Annotated in this window: 17 protein-coding genes, 1 tRNA gene and 2 pseudogenes; 7 read left to right on the top strand and 13 right to left on the bottom strand. The window is 72.7% G+C overall.

What is annotated here, in order from left to right; genetic code table 11:
- Nucleotides 1-52 precede the first annotated feature (52 nt).
- Both ACKTSN_RS06200 and ACKTSN_RS06195 read right to left on the bottom strand, forming a co-directional pair.
- Nucleotides 53-750 (bottom strand): annotated as a pseudogene (locus ACKTSN_RS06200) (response regulator).
- Nucleotides 751-757: 7 nt separating this feature from the next.
- Nucleotides 758-2,266 carry an FtsX-like permease family protein gene (locus tag ACKTSN_RS06195; protein ID WP_409474751.1) on the bottom strand — a complete coding sequence of 503 codons (1,509 nt, stop codon included), beginning with the start codon at nt 2,264-2,266 and terminating at the stop codon, nt 758-760.
- 33 nt (nt 2,267-2,299) lie between these two features.
- Here ACKTSN_RS06195 and ACKTSN_RS06190 point away from each other — a divergent pair.
- Nucleotides 2,300-2,810: pseudogene (locus ACKTSN_RS06190) on the top strand (sensor histidine kinase); the annotation flags it as partial.
- Here ACKTSN_RS06190 and ACKTSN_RS06185 read toward each other — a convergent pair.
- Nucleotides 2,807-3,709 (bottom strand): nitroreductase/quinone reductase family protein, encoded by a 903-nt coding sequence (locus ACKTSN_RS06185; RefSeq protein WP_409468156.1) that lies wholly within the window; start codon nt 3,707-3,709, stop codon nt 2,807-2,809. The pseudogene ACKTSN_RS06190 and the gene ACKTSN_RS06185 overlap by 4 nt on opposite strands.
- 95 nt (nt 3,710-3,804) lie before the next feature.
- Between ACKTSN_RS06185 and ACKTSN_RS06180 the strand changes: the two genes are divergently transcribed.
- Together ACKTSN_RS06180 and ACKTSN_RS06175 are read left to right on the top strand one after the other, a co-directional pair.
- Complete coding sequence (locus tag ACKTSN_RS06180; protein WP_409468155.1) at nt 3,805-4,254, top strand: MarR family transcriptional regulator; 450 nt, start codon at nt 3,805-3,807, stop codon at nt 4,252-4,254.
- A gap of 97 nt (nt 4,255-4,351) precedes the next feature.
- Entirely contained in the window at nt 4,352-5,596 is a 1,245-nt protein-coding gene (locus tag ACKTSN_RS06175) for an amidohydrolase (protein WP_409468154.1), read from the top strand.
- A 52-nt stretch (nt 5,597-5,648) separates the two neighbouring features.
- On the opposite strand, the gene ACKTSN_RS06170 is transcribed toward ACKTSN_RS06175, so the two are convergent.
- The 5 genes from ACKTSN_RS06170 to ACKTSN_RS06150 are packed head-to-tail and all read right to left on the bottom strand — an operon-like array spanning nt 5,649 to nt 8,265.
- Complete coding sequence (locus ACKTSN_RS06170) at nt 5,649-6,296, bottom strand: endonuclease (protein ID WP_409468153.1); 648 nt, start codon at nt 6,294-6,296, stop codon at nt 5,649-5,651.
- Nucleotides 6,293-6,625: a DUF3140 domain-containing protein gene (locus ACKTSN_RS06165; protein ID WP_409468152.1), complete on the bottom strand. Its 333-nt coding sequence runs from the start codon at nt 6,623-6,625 to the stop codon at nt 6,293-6,295. The genes ACKTSN_RS06170 and ACKTSN_RS06165 overlap by 4 nt, the downstream gene beginning before the upstream one ends.
- Before the next feature lie 42 nt (nt 6,626-6,667).
- Nucleotides 6,668-7,147, bottom strand: a complete 480-nt coding sequence (locus ACKTSN_RS06160; RefSeq protein ID WP_409468151.1) for a Dps family protein — start codon at nt 7,145-7,147, stop codon at nt 6,668-6,670.
- Nucleotides 7,144-7,428: a WhiB family transcriptional regulator gene (locus tag ACKTSN_RS06155; protein WP_409468150.1), complete on the bottom strand. Its 285-nt coding sequence runs from the start codon at nt 7,426-7,428 to the stop codon at nt 7,144-7,146. The genes ACKTSN_RS06160 and ACKTSN_RS06155 overlap by 4 nt, the downstream gene beginning before the upstream one ends.
- 27 nt (nt 7,429-7,455) lie before the next feature.
- Complete coding sequence (locus ACKTSN_RS06150) at nt 7,456-8,265, bottom strand: alpha/beta hydrolase (protein WP_409468149.1); 810 nt, start codon at nt 8,263-8,265, stop codon at nt 7,456-7,458.
- Nucleotides 8,266-8,421: 156 nt separating this feature from the next.
- Here ACKTSN_RS06150 and ACKTSN_RS06145 point away from each other — a divergent pair, with 156 nt between their 5' ends.
- Together ACKTSN_RS06145 and ACKTSN_RS06140 are read left to right on the top strand one after the other, a co-directional pair.
- Nucleotides 8,422-9,609, top strand: coding sequence for a thiolase family protein (locus ACKTSN_RS06145; protein ID WP_409468148.1), 1,188 nt, complete (start codon nt 8,422-8,424; stop codon nt 9,607-9,609).
- Between the two features lie 98 nt (nt 9,610-9,707).
- Entirely contained in the window at nt 9,708-10,484 is a 777-nt protein-coding gene (locus ACKTSN_RS06140; RefSeq protein ID WP_409468147.1) for a sulfite exporter TauE/SafE family protein, read from the top strand.
- On the opposite strand, the gene ACKTSN_RS06135 is transcribed toward ACKTSN_RS06140, so the two are convergent.
- Nucleotides 10,473-11,267: a TIGR01458 family HAD-type hydrolase gene (locus tag ACKTSN_RS06135; protein ID WP_409468146.1), complete on the bottom strand. Its 795-nt coding sequence runs from the start codon at nt 11,265-11,267 to the stop codon at nt 10,473-10,475. The two genes, ACKTSN_RS06140 and ACKTSN_RS06135, sit on opposite strands and share 12 nt — an antisense overlap.
- Before the next feature lie 69 nt (nt 11,268-11,336).
- Here ACKTSN_RS06135 and ACKTSN_RS06130 point away from each other — a divergent pair, with 69 nt between their 5' ends.
- The gene (locus tag ACKTSN_RS06130; protein ID WP_409468145.1) at nt 11,337-12,077 is read left to right on the top strand and encodes a cobalt-precorrin-6A reductase; all 741 of its coding nucleotides are present in this window, start codon (nt 11,337-11,339) and stop codon (nt 12,075-12,077) included.
- Nucleotides 12,078-12,084: 7 nt separating this feature from the next.
- Here the strand turns inward: ACKTSN_RS06130 and ACKTSN_RS06125 are convergent, their stop codons facing one another.
- From ACKTSN_RS06125 to ACKTSN_RS06115, 3 genes are all read right to left on the bottom strand, one after another.
- The gene (locus tag ACKTSN_RS06125) at nt 12,085-13,095 is read right to left on the bottom strand and encodes a lysylphosphatidylglycerol synthase transmembrane domain-containing protein (RefSeq protein WP_409468144.1); all 1,011 of its coding nucleotides are present in this window, start codon (nt 13,093-13,095) and stop codon (nt 12,085-12,087) included.
- A 197-nt stretch (nt 13,096-13,292) separates the two neighbouring features.
- On the bottom strand, nt 13,293-14,066 hold the full coding sequence (gene cobF, locus ACKTSN_RS06120; protein ID WP_409468143.1) for a precorrin-6A synthase (deacetylating): 774 nt from the start codon (nt 14,064-14,066) through the stop codon (nt 13,293-13,295).
- A 49-nt stretch (nt 14,067-14,115) separates the two neighbouring features.
- Nucleotides 14,116-14,634 carry a DUF309 domain-containing protein gene (locus tag ACKTSN_RS06115; protein ID WP_409468142.1) on the bottom strand — a complete coding sequence of 173 codons (519 nt, stop codon included), beginning with the start codon at nt 14,632-14,634 and terminating at the stop codon, nt 14,116-14,118.
- A 99-nt stretch (nt 14,635-14,733) separates the two neighbouring features.
- On the opposite strand from ACKTSN_RS06115, the gene ACKTSN_RS06110 reads away from it, so the two are divergent.
- Nucleotides 14,734-14,807, top strand: a tRNA-Pro gene (locus ACKTSN_RS06110).
- 228 nt (nt 14,808-15,035) lie between these two features.
- Here the strand turns inward: ACKTSN_RS06110 and ACKTSN_RS06105 are convergent.
- Complete coding sequence (locus ACKTSN_RS06105) at nt 15,036-15,920, bottom strand: LysR family transcriptional regulator (RefSeq protein ID WP_409468141.1); 885 nt, start codon at nt 15,918-15,920, stop codon at nt 15,036-15,038.
- Nucleotides 15,921-15,938: the final 18 nt, after the last annotated feature.

Genomic DNA, 15,938 nt, shown 5'->3' with positions numbered 1-15,938 from the left:
CCGTGCCGATGATCACCCGGTCGGTCAGGACTCCGTGGTTGACGGCCGCGCCTCACGACCGGGTCTGCGCGTGCCCGTGCTGCCAGGCCCGGGCCGCGATCTCGACCCTGTTCCGGGCGGCCAGCTTGAGCTGGACGCTGGACAGGTGCGTTTGACCGTGGACAGGGAGACGTAGAGCTCGGCTGCGATCTCGGCGTTGGTGCGGCCCAGGGCGACCAGGCGGACGACGTCGAGCTCTCGTTCGGTGAGGGGATCGGGCAGCGGTGTGGGGCGCGCGGCCCCGGGAGGCTGCTGCGGGGCCGCCGTCAGGTGCTTGAGCGGGCGGACCGTGACCGAGGGCGAGACCAGCGAGTCGCCGGCCGCGGCGGCCCGGACGGCCTCGGCGAGCAGCGTCGGCCCGGAGTCCTTGAGCAGGAATCCGCAGGCGCCGCCGCGCAGCGCCCCGTACACGTACTCGTCGAGGTCGAACGTCGTCACCACGACCACCCGTAGCGGGTCGGGGACGTCCGGCCCGGCCAGCAGCCGCGTGGCCTGAAGCCCGTCCAGCTTCGGCATCCGGATGTCCAGCAGGCAGACGTCCGGCCGCTCCTGTCGGGCCAGGGCCACGGCCTGCTCGCCGTCGTCGGCCTCCGCGACCACGGTGATGTCGGGCTGGGCGCCGAGGAAGAAGCGGAAGCCGGTGCGGACCATGTCCTGGTCGTCGGCGATCAGCACGCGGATGGGCGGGCCGGGCTGGGCGGGCGTGGTCATGGCTCGATCATGCCTCAAGGGTTCGTCCAGGGGGCCGGCCCGCGTGGACGGCCCCCTTCAGCTGGGGCGGACCGTCAGTCCGCCGACTGCGCCGGGTCCGTCGTGACCGCAGCAGCGGGCGGCTTCCGGCGATCGCGGCGAACATCGCCAGCGTGCCCACGGCCAGGCAGACGGCCAGCTGCAGGGCGCCGGAAGTGCTGATCGTGCTCTCGGCGGCCTTGTTGAACTGGTAAGCGGCGTACACGCCCGTCATCGTCGTGCCGCCCGCGAGGACGACCAGGGGCAGGGCGGTTTCCCGCACCCTGGCCCGGTCCAGCATCCGCAGCGGGGTTCCGGACAGCCGCAGCAGGCCGTACACCCGCCGCCGGTCCTGGACGTTCGCGGCGGCGGTGAGACCGGCGGAGGCGGTGGCGACCAGGAGGCCGGCGCCCAGCGTGGCCGTGCCGAGGTCGGCGAGGAGCCCGCCGGCGGTGATGTCCTGGGCGCCTGCGTAGTCCCCGGTGTACGGGAGCCTGCCGGCGCCCAGGGGCTGCAGGGCGGTCAGGGCGGCGTCGGTCTGCCCCGGGCCGCCGGGGACGCGGACGATCACACCGTCGGCGCCGCCCAGCAGGAAGTCGTCGTCGCCCGCGCTCACCGTGGCGGTGACCCCCGCCTTCCTCGGCAGGGTGCGGGCCTCCGTGACGGCGGTCGCGCCCTTCGCCGCCGGTACGGCCACCCGGTCCCCGAAGTCGATGCCGCCGACGGCGAGATGCCCGACCGTGAAGAACCCGGCCACGAAACCCGCCAGCACCAGACCGCTGACGGTGCGCCAGGCGCCGCGCGGGTCGTCGCTGAGCCGGCGTGCCGCCAGCAGGGTCGCCGGGCGGCGGGCGAAGCGGCCCGCGATCCGGCCCAGTCGGTCCACGACCCACGGCCCGAACAGCCAGAAGGCGCCGTAGAACAGCACCACGTAGCCGACCGTTTGACCAGTGGTGAGGTCCGAGCCGTGCGCGGACTGGCGGATGTAGACGAGGACCACGGCGAAGAGCAGCAGCCGGATCAGGCGGGTGCGGCGGGGACTGGCCTGCTGGGCGACGCCCAGCGGCGTGGCCGCCACCTGGCGCAGCATCGACACCGCGCTCACCGCGCTCACCGCGATCAGCCCGGCCACACCCGCCACGACCGCGGCGAGCCAGGGCAGCCCCACCCACAGCTCACCGGCGTACCAGGTGCCGATGCCGTACGGGATCCGCGTCAGGGCGGGCAGCAGCGCGCAGTACGCCAGCGCGCCCGCCAGCGCGCCGGTCGCGCCGACGGCCGCAGCCTCGGCGGCGGTCATCGCCAGGATCTGCCGCGGGGTCGCTCCGGCCAGCCGCAGCGCGGCGAGCCGCTGCTCGCGCCGGGCCGCACCCAGCCGCCCGGCCGCCGCCGCGAGGACGACGACGGGAACGGCCGGCAGACCCACGCCCAGGAGCACCATCTGCTGGTCGCCGGCGGTGAACACACTGCGCTCGCCGCCCGAGAACCCGGACACCACAGCCCGCGCGGTCAGCCCCTCGTCCCACAGCCCGAACTGGACCCCGTCCTCGCGGGCATCGAGCGCGCCGCGACGGAGGCGCTCGCGTCCATGCGCCGCACCGTCGGCGTGCTGCGTGACTCCGGGGTGGAGGCGGCGGACCGCCGGCCGGTCGGTGACCTGGCCGCGATCGCCGATCTCACGGGCCGCTTCGCGAGTCCCGGCGCCCAGCGTGTCACCCTGCACCGCGATCCCGCCGTGACCGACGACCTCCCGCACGAGGTGCAGGCGGCGGCCTTCCGGGTCGTACAGGAGGCGCTCACCAACGTACGGCGGCACGTGGGCGACGCCACCGAGATCACGGTGCGGCTGCGGCGCGAGGGCGACCGGCTCGTGGTGTCGGTCGCGGACGACGGCCGGGGCGGCAGCCGGCTCCCGGACGCGGCGCGTGGCGGCGGTTTCGGCCTGAAGGAGCGGGTCACCGCGCTGGGCGGCGACATGCATGCGGGACCGCGCGGGTGACGGCTGGGAGGTCCGGGCGGTGTTCCCGGTGGCGATGTCTTAGTGGGTGCCGCCGAACAGTGCCGGGAGCAGCCGCTCCTCCTCGCGGGCGAAGTGGGCCTCCAGGTCCGCTGTCAGGGAGGCGAGCTCGGCCCTCAGCTTGTGTACGTCCCTGTCGGTGCGCGGCGTCGTCAGTTCGGCGACGAGGGTCTCGATGCTCGTGACCGTGCGGGCGACGGTCGCGTGCTCGCGGCGCAACTGCGCGAGGGCCGGGGCGAGTTCGGGAAACTGCCGCTCGAAGTCGGTGAAGGCGCCGTCCTCGTTGGTGTGGTGCCCGTGCAGGGCGGTGCAGAAGGTGAGGCAGTGGGTGGCCAGCCGTGGTCCCAGGGTCGGCGCGGCGACTCCTGGGGCCGCCGGATGGTCGTCGACGTCATCGAGGAGCGTGGCCAGGCCCTCACGCAGTTCGCCGTGGACGCGCAGCAGGAACTCGCCGATCGCGCGGGTGCGGGCCGGATCGGTCAGATCGGTACGGCGTAAGGCGACGACCGGGATGATCCGTGTGGTGGCGGCCTGATAGGCGGTGAACGCCCGGGCGCGCTCGCACTGCTCCTGGTACAGGCGGTCGCGCTCGGTGCCGTGGAGCGACTCGGCCGTGACGACGTACCGCTCGACCCGGCCGTCGTCGGTGCCGACCTCGACTGTGAGCCGGGGGTCGGCCAGCATGTTGTGATACCAGTCGGGGTGCTTCGGGCCGCCCGCGTTGGACGCGAAGACGAGTATCCGGTCGCCGTCGCGCGCGTACACCGCCGGGTCGGTGCGGAGGCGGCCGGTGCGGGCGCCGGTGGTGGTCAGCAGGACGAGGGACACGCCCTCGAACATGCCGCCGACCCGGCCGCCGTTCGCCCGGAATTCGTCGATGACCTGCCGGTTGAACTCGGCCGGTGAGGGGTTCTGTTCGGACATGGCTCAGGACTCTCCGATAGCATCGGGACAGGGACCTGTTTGCTTTGAAAGCAAATAGTCTTTGTGCTCAAAAGTATTGAAGGGTGTGGTCGCCGATGTCAACGGACCCAGACGTCGACGAGTCGGTCCGGGCGCTGCTGTTGCTGATGCCGCGCATGGTCGGTCGCGTGAAACGGATCCCGGTCCCGGAGGCGTTCCAGTCGCTCGCGCTCGCGCCCCGCCACCTGTCGCTGCTCGCCTACCTGCTGTTCGACGGCCCGATGAGCGTCAACGAACTGGCTGCCCGGCTGGAAGTGGCGCCGACGACAGTGAGCCTGATGATCGGCGAGCTCAACCGGAAGGGCATCCTGGAGCGACGCGAGGACGAGACCGACCGCCGCCGCAAGATCGTCAGCATCGCCGACACCCACCGCGACACCATCAACGGCTGGCTCGGGCAGGGCGCCGGAGCCTGGCGCAAGGCCCTCGCGCCGTTGACGGCCGAGCAGCGGAAGATGTTCATCGACACGCTGGCCGCCTACGAGGCGGCCCTCGCGGAGGAGTGAACGCGCCGGGCGCGGCACAGGATGACTGGCGCGGGTCGCAACCGCCCTGCGCGCGCCGGTCCGTGGGTGCGCCGATGTCCGAGGAGAGGGAAGCAGCATGAGCGAACCGACCGCCGTGGTCCGTCTCACCCGGGACATCACCGTCGGGCTGAAATCCGACGACCTGGCCGACTTCTACCGGGACCTGCACCGTCACCCCGAGCTGTCCTTCCAGGAGCACCGGACCGCCGCCAAGCTCGCCGGGCGGCTGCGTGCGGCGGGATTCGAGGTGACCGAAGGGGTCGGCCGTACCGGCGTGGTGGGGGTGCTGGCCAACGGGGACGGGCCGGTCGTGTGGCTGCGCGGCGACATGGACGCGCTGCCGGTGCGGGAGGCGACCGGGCTCGACCACGCCTCCCGCGTCGACGGTGTGATGCACGCCTGCGGACACGACCTGCATGTCACCTGGCTGGTCGGCGCCGCCGAGGCGCTGGCGGCCGGGCGGGAGAGCTGGTCGGGCACGCTCGTGGTGATCGGGCAGCCCGCGGAGGAATCGGGCGGGGGAGCGGCGGCGATGATCGCGGACGGGGTGCACGAGCGTTTCCCGCGGCCCGACGTGCTGTTGGGCCAGCACGCGTCGCCCGGGCTCGCCGGGTTCTATCCGCACACCCCGGGCCTGATCCTGTCGGCCTCCGACGACATCGACGTCGTCGTGCACGGCCGCGGCGGCCACGGCTCGCGCCCCGAGACGACCGTCGACCCGGTGGTGACCGGCGCGTACATCGTCACGCGGCTGCAGACGGTGGTCTCCCGCGAGGTCGCTGCGGCGGAGTCGGCGGTGCTGACGGTGGGGCAGTTCCACGCCGGTACGAAGGCCAACATCATCCCCGCCGAGGCCCGGCTCGCGTTGAACCTGCGGACCCAGGACACCCACGTGCGCGAGCGCATCCTCGCCGCCGTCCGCCGCACCGTGGCCGGCGAGTGCGAGGCCGCCGGCTGTCCGGTGCCGCCCGAGGTCACGGTCAGACGCGGCTATCCCAACACGGTCAACGACGCGGCCCTGGACGCGGAGATCGCGGCCGTGCACCGCGAACTGTTCGGTGCGCACACGGTGCTCGACTTCGGCCCGGCGATGGGCAGCGAGGACTTCTCCCTGCTCGCGCCCGAGGGAGTGCCGTACGACTACTGGTACGTCACCACCACTTCCGCGGACGTCTGGGATGCTGCGCCGGGCGAGCGACTGATGGACAAGCTCGACAACGTGCCGAGCAACCACAGCCCGCTGTTCTCCCCCGACCTCTCGGTGCTCGCGCCGGGAACGCGAACCCTGGTGTCGGCGGCGCTGAGCCGGCTCAGCGGGTGAGGTGACTGAGCCGGCTCGGTGTCCCATGGGGGCCCAGCGGAGTCGGGCAGGGTCATCCGGCGCGTCGGAGACTGTCCTCGGCCACCTCCTTGTCCAGCGACGCCCGCACCAACGCGGCGGCCAGTACGGCCGGTTCGGTGTCGCCGGCGAGCTTCAGCAGACGCTCCGGATCCTTCGGCAGGCCCAGTCGCTCTGCGCCGTCCATGGCCTTGCGGTCCAGGTAGGGCGCGACCTCGGGCCACACGCGCTGCGCCTCGCGCAGGAAGATGTCGGCACCGGCCGGCCCCAGGCCGGGGATCTCCTGGAGCAGCCGGCGCAGTTCGGGGACCTTGCCGTCCGCCTCTTCCCGCAGGCGGCGCAGATCGCCGCCCCACCGCTGGGTCAACAGCTCCGCGCCGTCGCCGAGCTGGGTCGCCGTGCGCTCGTCGTAGCGCCGGTAGCCGCCCCGGCCCAGCGCGTCCACCCGCTGCTGCCAGTCGGCCTCGGCCATACGCCGGGGATCGCGCAGCCCCGCCTCGTGCAGTTCGCGCGCCGCCGCGACGGCGACCGAGGCGCGGATACGGGCGCTGAGCAGCACGGCCAGCACCAGCAGCCGGTACAGCGGCTGCGGGGTGTCCTTCAGCCGGATGCCCGCCTCCTCGGCGTACGTGCGCCCGTGCGCGCCGACGAGTTCTCGTACGACCCGCCGCTCGTCGCTCATGGCTTCAGCGGGTCGTGGCCCAGCGTCATCAACTGGTGGCGCCGGCGCGTCTGTTCGGGTTCGGGCTCGTTCTCGAGGTCCACCTGCTCACTGACCGTCTCCACCACGTCGTGCATCACCTGGATGTCGTCGTCGGTGAGGTCGGTGCGGCGCTTCTGCAGGATCGCGAGCACATGCTGCCCGGTGGGTGTGCCGGCCTGCTCCGGCAGCGGTTCCGTGTCCTCGTCGGCGTCGCGGACCCGCAGCCAGGCGGCCAGCTCCTGCGAGGTCATGTTCACCACGCGGTGGAAGTCCTCCCACAGCGCGTCGAGTTCGAGGGCGTCGGTCATCGGCATCGACCGTCCCTTCCGTGGGTAGCGTGCGGCGGGGAGTCAGTCGCGCGGGAAGTTCTCCGCCTCGAACATCCACCGCTGCTTCTCCAGCTCGGCGGTGATGCCGAGGAACAGGTCCTGCGTCACCGGATCCGGCTTCTCGGTCGCCTCGATGCGCTGACGCAGCCGGCCGATCGCCGCCTCCAGCGCCTCCACCATCGTCTGGACGACCTCCGTGTCGCGCAGCCAGCCGTCCTTGGGGCTGGGCAGCGCGAAGGCCGCGGCGATGGTCTCGGGGCGGCCGTCCGGCGGGACGCCGAGCGCCGCGGCGCGCTCCGCCACCGTGTCGGCGAAACCGCGCGCGGCCGAGACCACCTCGTCGAGCTGGAAGTGGATCGAGCGGAACCGTGGCCCCACGATGTTCCAGTGGGCCTGCTTCCCGGTCAGTGACAGCCCGAGCAGGTCGACCAAGGTCTCCTGAAGCGCGTCGCAGGCGATCCGGCGCGCGTCGTCGGGCAGTGTGCTCTTGACGACGGTCATGGTGCGTCTCTCCCTCCCATGTCGTCTCTGGCTGTCCTGGGTGCACGGAGCAGCGCGGCGCGTTCGTGCTCGCCGGTCCCGCCCCACACGCCGGAGGTCTGCCCGGTGCTCAGTGCGTAGCGCAGACACTGGCTGATCACCGCGCAGCGGGCGCAGACGCGTTTGGCGGCCGCGATGTCCCGGAGCGCGGGGCCCGTCGTGCCCACGGGGAAGAACAGTTCGGGGTCCTCACCCGCGCAGGCCGCTCGCCGCAACCACTCCATGCGGCGGCGGGTGCCCATGGCGAACCGGTGCAAACGCGGCGTGTCTCAGTCTGCGAGCACCCGGTCCACGAAGCGGGTCACCTCGGCGAACGCCTCGGCCCGGTCGGTCTCGTGGAAGACCTCGTGGCGCGCGCCCGGAAAGATCCGCTCGGTCAGCGCGCCGCCGCTCAGCCGCTCGACACCGACGCGGCTCCCAGCGAGCGGGACCAGCCGGTCCTCCGTGCCGTGCAGCCACAGCAGCGGCAGCCCGCCGACGTCGCCGCCCTCGGCGACGTCCTCCAAGGTCCGGGCGAACGCCTCCAGCGTCGGCCGCTTCATCGGCCCGTGCCAGACCAGCGGATCGGCGGCGTAGGCCGCGCCGACGGCCGGATCGCGGGACAGGGCCGCCGGGTTGATCGGGATCTCGGGGATCTCGTCGTGGGCGAGCAGCCGGCCCGGCGTGTCCCAGATGCCGATCACCGGTCCGGACAGGACGAGCGCGGCGAGCTCCGTGCCATGGCGCTGTGCGTAGCGGGCGGCGATCAGGCCGCCCATGGAGTGGCCGATCAGAACGACCGGCGCCACGGGGTGTGTGGACCCGGCCAGCTCGGCCACCGCGTGCAGATCGGTGACGACGTCCTCGAAATCCTCGATCACCACGCGCTCACCCGCCGACTTCCCGTGCCCGATGTGATCGGGCCCGAACACGGCCGCCCGGTGCCGCACCAGGACGCCGGCCAGCTCCTCGTACCGGCCGATGTGCTCGCCGTAGCCGTGCGCCACCAGGGCCACGTACCGCGGCTCCGGGTGGGGCCACTCGCGGACGGTGATCTCGTCGCGGGTTCCGGTGAGGACGTGCTCGCGGGCGTCGGCCATGTCTCCTCCGGGTCTCCTCCGGCTGGGTCGGCGCGGTCCCCGGAGATCTTCCCAGGGTGGCGGTCGGCGGTCTATAGTCAAAAACTAGCAGCGCTAATTAATGTGGGGTCGGTCATCCGGCCGGCTCACCCAGCGAGGTCGGTCAGGAGTCCTCTCGTGCGTCCCGTCCACTTCGCGGCCGCCCGCCGCACCCCCATCGGCAAGCTGCGCGGAGCCCTCTCCTCGGTACGGCCCGACGACCTCGCCGCGACCGTGATCCGCGCACTCGTCGCCGACCTGCCCGCCCTCGACCCGGCCCGCATCGACGACGTCTACTGGGGCGCCGCCAACCAGGCGGGCGAGGACAACCGCAACGTCGCCCGCATGGCCGCACTGCTCGCCGGCCTCCCCGAGTCCGTCCCCGGCGCCACCGTGAATCGGCTGTGCGCCTCCGGCCTCGAGGCCGTCACCGCCGCCGCCCGCACCATCGCCGCCGGCGAGGCCGACATCGTGCTCGCGGGCGGCTCCGAGTCGATGAGCCGCGCCCCCTTCGTCCTGCCCCGCCCCGACGAGGCCCTGCCGCACCGCATCGAGACCGCCGACACCCGGCTCGGCTGGCGCCTGGTCAACCCGGCGATGAAGGACCTGCACGGCCTGCTGTCCATGGGGGAGACCGCGGAGGAGGTCGCCGAGCGGTACGGGATCTCGCGCGAGCGCCAGGACGAGTTCGCGCTCCGCAGTCACCGACTTGCCGCCCTGGCCCGCAAGAACGGCCACTTCGACGACGAACTCCTGCCGGTGGAGCGGCCGGACGGCGTGGTGGTGGACGGCGACGAGTGCATCCGTGAGGACACCTCGTACGAGAAACTCTCCCGTCTGAAGCCGGTCTTCCGCGAGGGCGGCACCGTCACGGCGGGCAACGCGTCCCCGATGAACGACGGTGCCGCCGGACTGCTCCTGGTCGGCGAGGAGGCCCTCGACGAGCTGGGACTGGAGTCGCTGGGCCGCTATGTCGCCGGCGCCTCGGCCGGTGTCCATCCGGACGTGATGGGCATCGGACCGGTCCCTGCCACGCAGAAGGCGCTGGCCCGCGCCCACTGGAGCGTCGCGGACATCGAGGAGGCCGAGTTCAACGAGGCGTTCGCGGCCCAGGCCCTCGCCTGCGTCGACCGGCTGGGCATCGACGCCGACCTGGTCAACCCGAGCGGCGGTGCGATCGCCCTCGGCCACCCGCTGGGCTGCTCGGGCGCACGCATTCTCACGACGCTGCTGCACCGGATGCGGCGCACGGGCGCGGCTCGGGGGCTGGCGACGATGTGCGTCGGGGTGGGGCAGGGGAGCGCGGTGCTCGTCGAACGGGCGTAGCCAGGGCCGGGCCGGCGGCGCCCAGTTCAGCGTCGGGTGCCAAAAGGCGAGACGCTCCTTACGGGCACCGGTTAGTTGCACATAGCATCGGTGTCCGCATGAACACGATGACGTTGTGGCACATCACCGGCTGGGAATTCGCCGCGCTCGCCTTTGCGGCGCTTCTCGTCGGCTTCTCCAAGACCGCCGTGAGCGGGGCCAACACGGTCAGCCTCGCCGTCTTCGCGGCGGTCCTGCCCGCCCGCGCCTCCACCGGAGTGCTCCTGCCGGTCCTCATCGCCGGGGACGTGCTTGCGGTGCTCACCTACCGGCGGCACGCCCACTGGCCCACGCTGTGGCGGCTGTTCCCGGCGGTCGCGGCCGGCGTGGTCGTCGGCACGCTGTTCCTGGTGTGGGCCGACGACGAGATCGTACGGACCTCGATCGGTGCGATCCTGCTGATGATGGCGGGCGTGACGGTGTGGCGTCGGCGTACGGCTCGGGCAGCGGAGGAGGAGCCGGAGTCGGTGACCAGCCGGGCGGGCCGGATCAAGGCCCGTTCGTACGGGGTCCTCGGCGGCTTCACCACCATGGTCGCCAACGCGGGCGGCCCGGTGATGTCCATGTACCTGCTGTCGGCGGGCTTCCGGAAGCTGGGCTTCCTGGGGACGTCGGCGTTCTTCTTCCTGATCGTCAACGTGTCCAAGGTGCCCTTCAGCGCAGGCCTCGGCCTGATCGACGGCCGCTCGCTGCTGCTGGACGCCGCGCTCGTGGTGTTCGTCGTGCCCGGGGCGTTGATCGGCAGATGGGCCGTGAACCGGATCAACCAGCGGCTGTTCGAGCAGCTGGTGATCGCGGCAACGGTGGTCGGTGGCGTGCAGCTGCTACTGCGTTAGACCCAGCAGCGCGGGCAGATCCGCGAAGGAGTCGAGCACATGGTCGGGCCTGCCGCTCGCGGCCTCATGGGTCTCCGGCAGGTACTTGCCCGTCCGTACCAGCACCCCGGTGATCCCGGCCCGCTGGGCCGCGAGGACGTCGGACTCGATGTCGTCCCCCACCAACACCGCCTCCTCCGCCCCGGCCCCCAGGTGTGCCAGAGCCGCCTCGAAGAAGGCGCGCGACGGTTTTCCGGTCACCTCGGCCTCGGTACGGGCCGCCGCCTCCAGCCCCGTGAGAAACGCCCCGGAATCCAGTTGCAGTCCTTCGTCCGTACGCCAGTACAGGTTGCGGTGCATGGCCACCAACCGTGCCCCGCGTTGCAGATGCCCGAAGGCCCGGTTCAGTGCCTCGTACCCGAACTCGGGTCCGGCGCCGCCGACGATGACGACGTCCGGGACGGTGCCGGGGTCGGCGAAGTCGACGACGGTCACCCCGGTGAGGTCCTCCTCGATGTCACCGTGATTCAGCAGCGCACAGCGGGCGCCGGGCAGGTGTTCGGCGAGGTGCGCGGCGGTCACGGCGGGGGCGGTGAGGATGTCCTCGGCGGCCACCGGGAACCCCGCGTCCGCCAGTGTCCCGGCGATCGAGGCGCGGGTACGGGACGTCGTGTTGGTCACCAGGGCGACGGCGAGCCCGGCGTCCCGGATCTCCCGGAGCGCCTCGACCGCACCCGGCAGCGGCTGCCAGGAGACGGTGAGGACGCCGTCGATGTCGATGAGGACGGCATGCACTGAGTCCATGTCCGGACGATAGCCACTCGGGACGGTCCTGCGCGTAGCGGGCGGCGACCTGCCCCGTACGCTCGACGCATGTCCCGTCACGTCCTGGTCCTCGGCGGCACCACCGAGGCCCGCGAACTGGCCGCCGAGCTGGCGGCACGCCCGGGCGTGCGGGTCACGACCTCGCTGGCGGGGCGGGTGACCCGGCCGGGCGCGGTCGCGGGAGAGGTCCGGGTCGGGGGATTCGGCGGCGCGCAGGGGCTGGCCGACTGGCTGCGGGCCCATGACGTGGCCGCCGTCGTCGACGCCACCCACCCCTTCGCCGAGACGATCACGGCGAACACGGCACGGGCCGCGGCCCTGACCGGAGTGCCCGCCGTGGTGCTGCGCCGACCGGGCTGGCGGCCCGGGCCGGGCGACGACTGGCATCCGGCCGCCGCACTGCGCGATGCCGCCGATCTGCTGCCACGGCTCGGCCACCGGGTCTTCCTCACCACCGGACGTCTGGGGCTCGCCGCCTTCGCTCACCTGACGGAGCTGCACTTCGTCGTACGGAGCGTGGAACCGCCCGAGCCGCCGATGCCGCCGGACGTGGAACTGGTGCTGGCCCGCGGCCCGTTCACGCCGGCCGGCGAGTCGGCGTTGCTGCGTGAGCACCGGATCGACGTGCTGGTCACGAAGGACAGCGGAGGAGCGGCCACGGCGGCCAAGCTCACGGCGGCCCGTGAACTCGGCCTGCCCGTGGTGGTCGTACGACGCCCGCCACTGCCGGACGGCGTGACCGTCGTACCCGACGCCCCCGAGGCCATCGCGGCGCTCGGACTCGACTGACCTCGGGTCACAACCCCTTGCGGTGGACCAGGGCGGAGAGCACCAGCGCCCCCGGCAGCAGCGGCACCCACACCGTCACCACGCGGTAGCCGATGATCGTCGCCGTGGCCAGGCCCACAGGCGCGCCGAACGCGGCCATGGTGAACACCAGCGCCGCGTCCACGGGGCCGATCCCGCCGGGCGCCGGTACGGCCCCGACCGCGGTACTCGCGATGAGCAGCGCGAAGACCACCTGCGTCCAGGACAACGGCAGCCCGAGCGAGAACCCCACCGTGGCGATCACGCTCCCCTGCAGCAGCGGAGTGGCGGCCGCCCCGCCCCAGAGGGCGAGGACGCGGCTGGGCCGGGTGTGCAGGATCCGTGCGTCGGTCAGGGCGGTGCGCAGGAAGCCGAGGGCAGGTGTGCGCAGCATGCGTACGGCCGCCAGCAGCGTGGCGGCCACGGCGAGCGCGACCGCCACGCCGAGGGCGACCAGGAGCAGCGTGCGGTCGTCCGGGACCAGCGCGCCGAGATGCAGCATGTCCGGGAAGGCCACCAGGAAGACGAGCAGCACCACCGTCTTCGCGACCGGCTTGACCAGCGAGTACAGGGCGAGCGACGCGGTGCCCCGGGCGAGGGATATCCCCTGGCTCTGCAGGAAACGCAGGGTGACGGCGTGGGCGCCGATGCTGGCGGGGAGAACGTGGTTGGCGGCGCCGGCGGCGAACTGCGAGGCCAGCAGCAGTCCCGGCGGGAGGCGTTCGGGGATGGCGCCTTGCCGGACCAGCGCGGCGGCCACCCAGCCCATACAGGTGAAGAACAGGGCGGCGAGCAGCCATCCGGGGTCGGCGGATGCCAGGCGGGCGGCGCCGTCGCGTACGGTGCGCCAGTCCACCACCGCCCACGCCCCGATCAGCAGGAGCGGGAGCAGGACGAGCGCATGGCGGGCGAGGCGCGAGAGGCGTTCGGCGGCGGGGGAGCGGACGGGGGCGGCGGGGAGCGGCGTGGGGAGCGCGGCCGCGGGCCGGAGCAGGGACACGGCGTACGTCGTCCTTTCGCATCGCGGCCCGTGGGTGCGGGGCGGACGGATGCAGGCGAGGCAGGTGGGGACGGCTGAAACGTGCCCGCCCGGTATGACGCTCCGGTGTCCGGCAACCGACGCGACGCCAGCGGGCAGCGCAAGAAAGACGCCGCGACATCGGCGGGCGCGGTCCGCCGAGGTGCAGACCGCAGGCCCTAGCGGCCCTTCGGGTTGCGCCGCAACAGGTACGTGTCCATGATCCAGCCCTTGCGCTCCCGTGCCTCGGCCCGCAACCGCTCGATGCGCGGTGCCGCCTCGGCGATCGGTCCGGAGGCGAGGATCTCGTCCGGTGTGCCGAGGTACGCGCCCCAGTAGATGTCGATGTCCTGGTCGGCGTACTGCCGGAAGGTCTGCCGGGCGTCCAGCATGACCACCACGTCGTCCACGCCCTCCGGGAAGCCCTCGGCGAGCCGCCGGCCCGTGGTGATCTGCACCGGCCGGGCGACCCGGTTGAGGCCCGTGCGATGACGGGCGACCAGGGCCGAGACACTGCTGATGCCCGGCACGACGTCGTACTCGAAGGCCACCGTGCCGCGCAGGAGGACCTCCTCCAGGATGCCCAGCGTGCTGTCGTACAGCGCGGGATCGCCCCACACCAGGAACGCGCCGCTCTCCTCCTCGCCCAGCTCCTCGACGATGAGCCGCTCGTAGATGTCGGCGCGGGCACTGCGCCAGTCGTCGACGGCCGGTGAGTACGCCGCGCCGCCCGCGCTGCGGTCCCGCTCCGGGTCGCGCGCCTCCACCAGGCGGTACGTCCGCTCCGGTATGTGCGTGTCGAGCATGTCCCGGCGCAGTTGTGTGAGGTCCGACTTCACCTCGCCCTTGTCGAGGAGGAAGAACACGTCCGTGCTCCGCAGCGCCCGGACCGCCTGCAGGGTCAGCTGGTCGGGGTCGCCCGCGCCGATACCGATGACATGAATCTTTCGCACACCCAGAGTCTGCCGCACGCCACTGACAGTGGGTGCACCGCCCGGACGATCACGATCCCCGCAGACGCGGCGCCCGCTCCCCGGCATCCACCGCGGCCCCGCCCTCGACGGCCCCGGCCAGCTCCCGCGCCCAGCCGGCCAGCCCCGCCACATCCATGCCGTACGGCCGCTGCCGCCCGGCCCGCGCCGCCCACTCCTCGACCGCGCCCGCCCCGCGCCGCAGCAGCCGTGCACCGCCCGTCGCGTTGCCCCGGGCCGAGTGGGTGAGCCCCACGGCGAGCTGAGCGAGCCCGCGCCACAGTGTGCGCTCCTGCTCGGGCCCCGACTTCCAGGCGTCCTCGAACACCTCGTGTGCGTGGAACGGCTTCCCCTCGTCCAGCAGCGCCTGCGCCTCGGCGACGGTCTCCTCCGGCGTCCGTACGACCCCCTCCGGCTGCCGTGCCACGCCGTCGGCGCCGTACGGCAACGGGCGCCCGAGCCCGTCCCGCGGCCGCGCGTTGCGCGCCCGGCCCTCGCTGTCCCGGTCCCGTGCCGCGACCGGTCGGCTGCCTTCCGATGTGCTGCCCATACGACGATTGTCCAGCCTCCGGTGCCCCTTCGGCGCGCCCGGGTACGTGAGGTAAAGTACTTCCCGCGCGATCACGCGGTTCACCGCAACGGAGCGCATCGGGACGTGGCGCAGCTTGGTAGCGCACTTGACTGGGGGTCAAGGGGTCGCAGGTTCAAATCCTGTCGTCCCGACGGTGCGAAGGGTCTTCGCAGGCGGGAGCCTGCGGGGGCCCTTTTTCGCGTGGGTCGCATTCGGGCTTCGAGGTTGAGCATGCCGTCATCGGCACGATCTCGTGGCGGCGGGGTGTGGCGGTTTACGCGTAGTGGCGGGACGGGCTGCGCGTCGGGTCTTCCTGTCGGCCTGGCCGGGAGCATGCTGAGTGCGTGGGCGCACATGAGGTGAACCGGGTTCGGGCAAGGTCATCGCATGCACCGCTCGACCACTGTCGCGACCCGTTCGGTGGCCGGTGAGTTCCGGCCTGCTCGGCGTGCGAGTCCCAGTTGGACGGTTTCGGTTTCGGTGAGCGGGGCGTAGGTGACACCGTCGAGGCGGAGGCTCTGGACCGACTCCGGGACCAGGGCGACCCCGTGTCCGGCCGCGACGAAGACGACCAGGGTCGAGGTCTCGCCGACCTCGATCAGGGGTGCGGGCTCGAACCCGGCGCGAGCGCACGCGTCGAGCACCCGGTCGTGCATGGAGGAACGGCTCCGGGACGGGTGGACGACGAACGGTTCGCCGGCGAGTGCCGCCAGGGGGACCGTGCGGCGGCCGGCCAGCGGATGGCCGGTGGGCAGGACGGCAACCAGTCGTTCGGACCGGAGCGCGGTGACCTCGAAGTCGGCGCCCACCGGAGCGTCGGTCCGCAGCAACGCGAGGTCGTAGGTGCCGTCGAGCAGGCCTTCGACGAGTTCGGGGTTCAGCAGCTCACCGTGCAGTTCCAGCGCGATGTCCGGGAGCTGCGCCCGTACCGTACGGGCGATCCGCGGCAGGACGTCATACGTGGCGGTTCCGACGAACCCGATGGACACGCGGCCGGCCTGGCCGGTGGCGAGCAGGGACATCTGATCTTCCGCTCGTGTCACCTCGGCCAGGATCGACCGCGCGTACGTGACCAGGTGCCGGCCGGCCTCGGTGAGTTCGACGCGCCTGGTCGACCGCGTGAACAGCGTCGTCCCGAGCTCCTTCTCCAACTGCTTGATCTGTTGGGAGAGGGCCGACTGCACCACGTGCAGGCGCTCGGCGGCGCGGCTGAAGTGGCGTTCCTCGGCGAGCGCGAGGAAGTAACGGACATGCCGGAGCTCCATGACCGCATCTTATCTGGC

The sequence above is a fragment of the Streptomyces flavusporus genome, from assembly GCF_046267975.1.
Lineage (GTDB): Bacteria > Actinomycetota > Actinomycetes > Streptomycetales > Streptomycetaceae > Streptomyces > Streptomyces flavusporus.
This window is presented reverse-complemented; position numbering and strand designations above follow the sequence as displayed.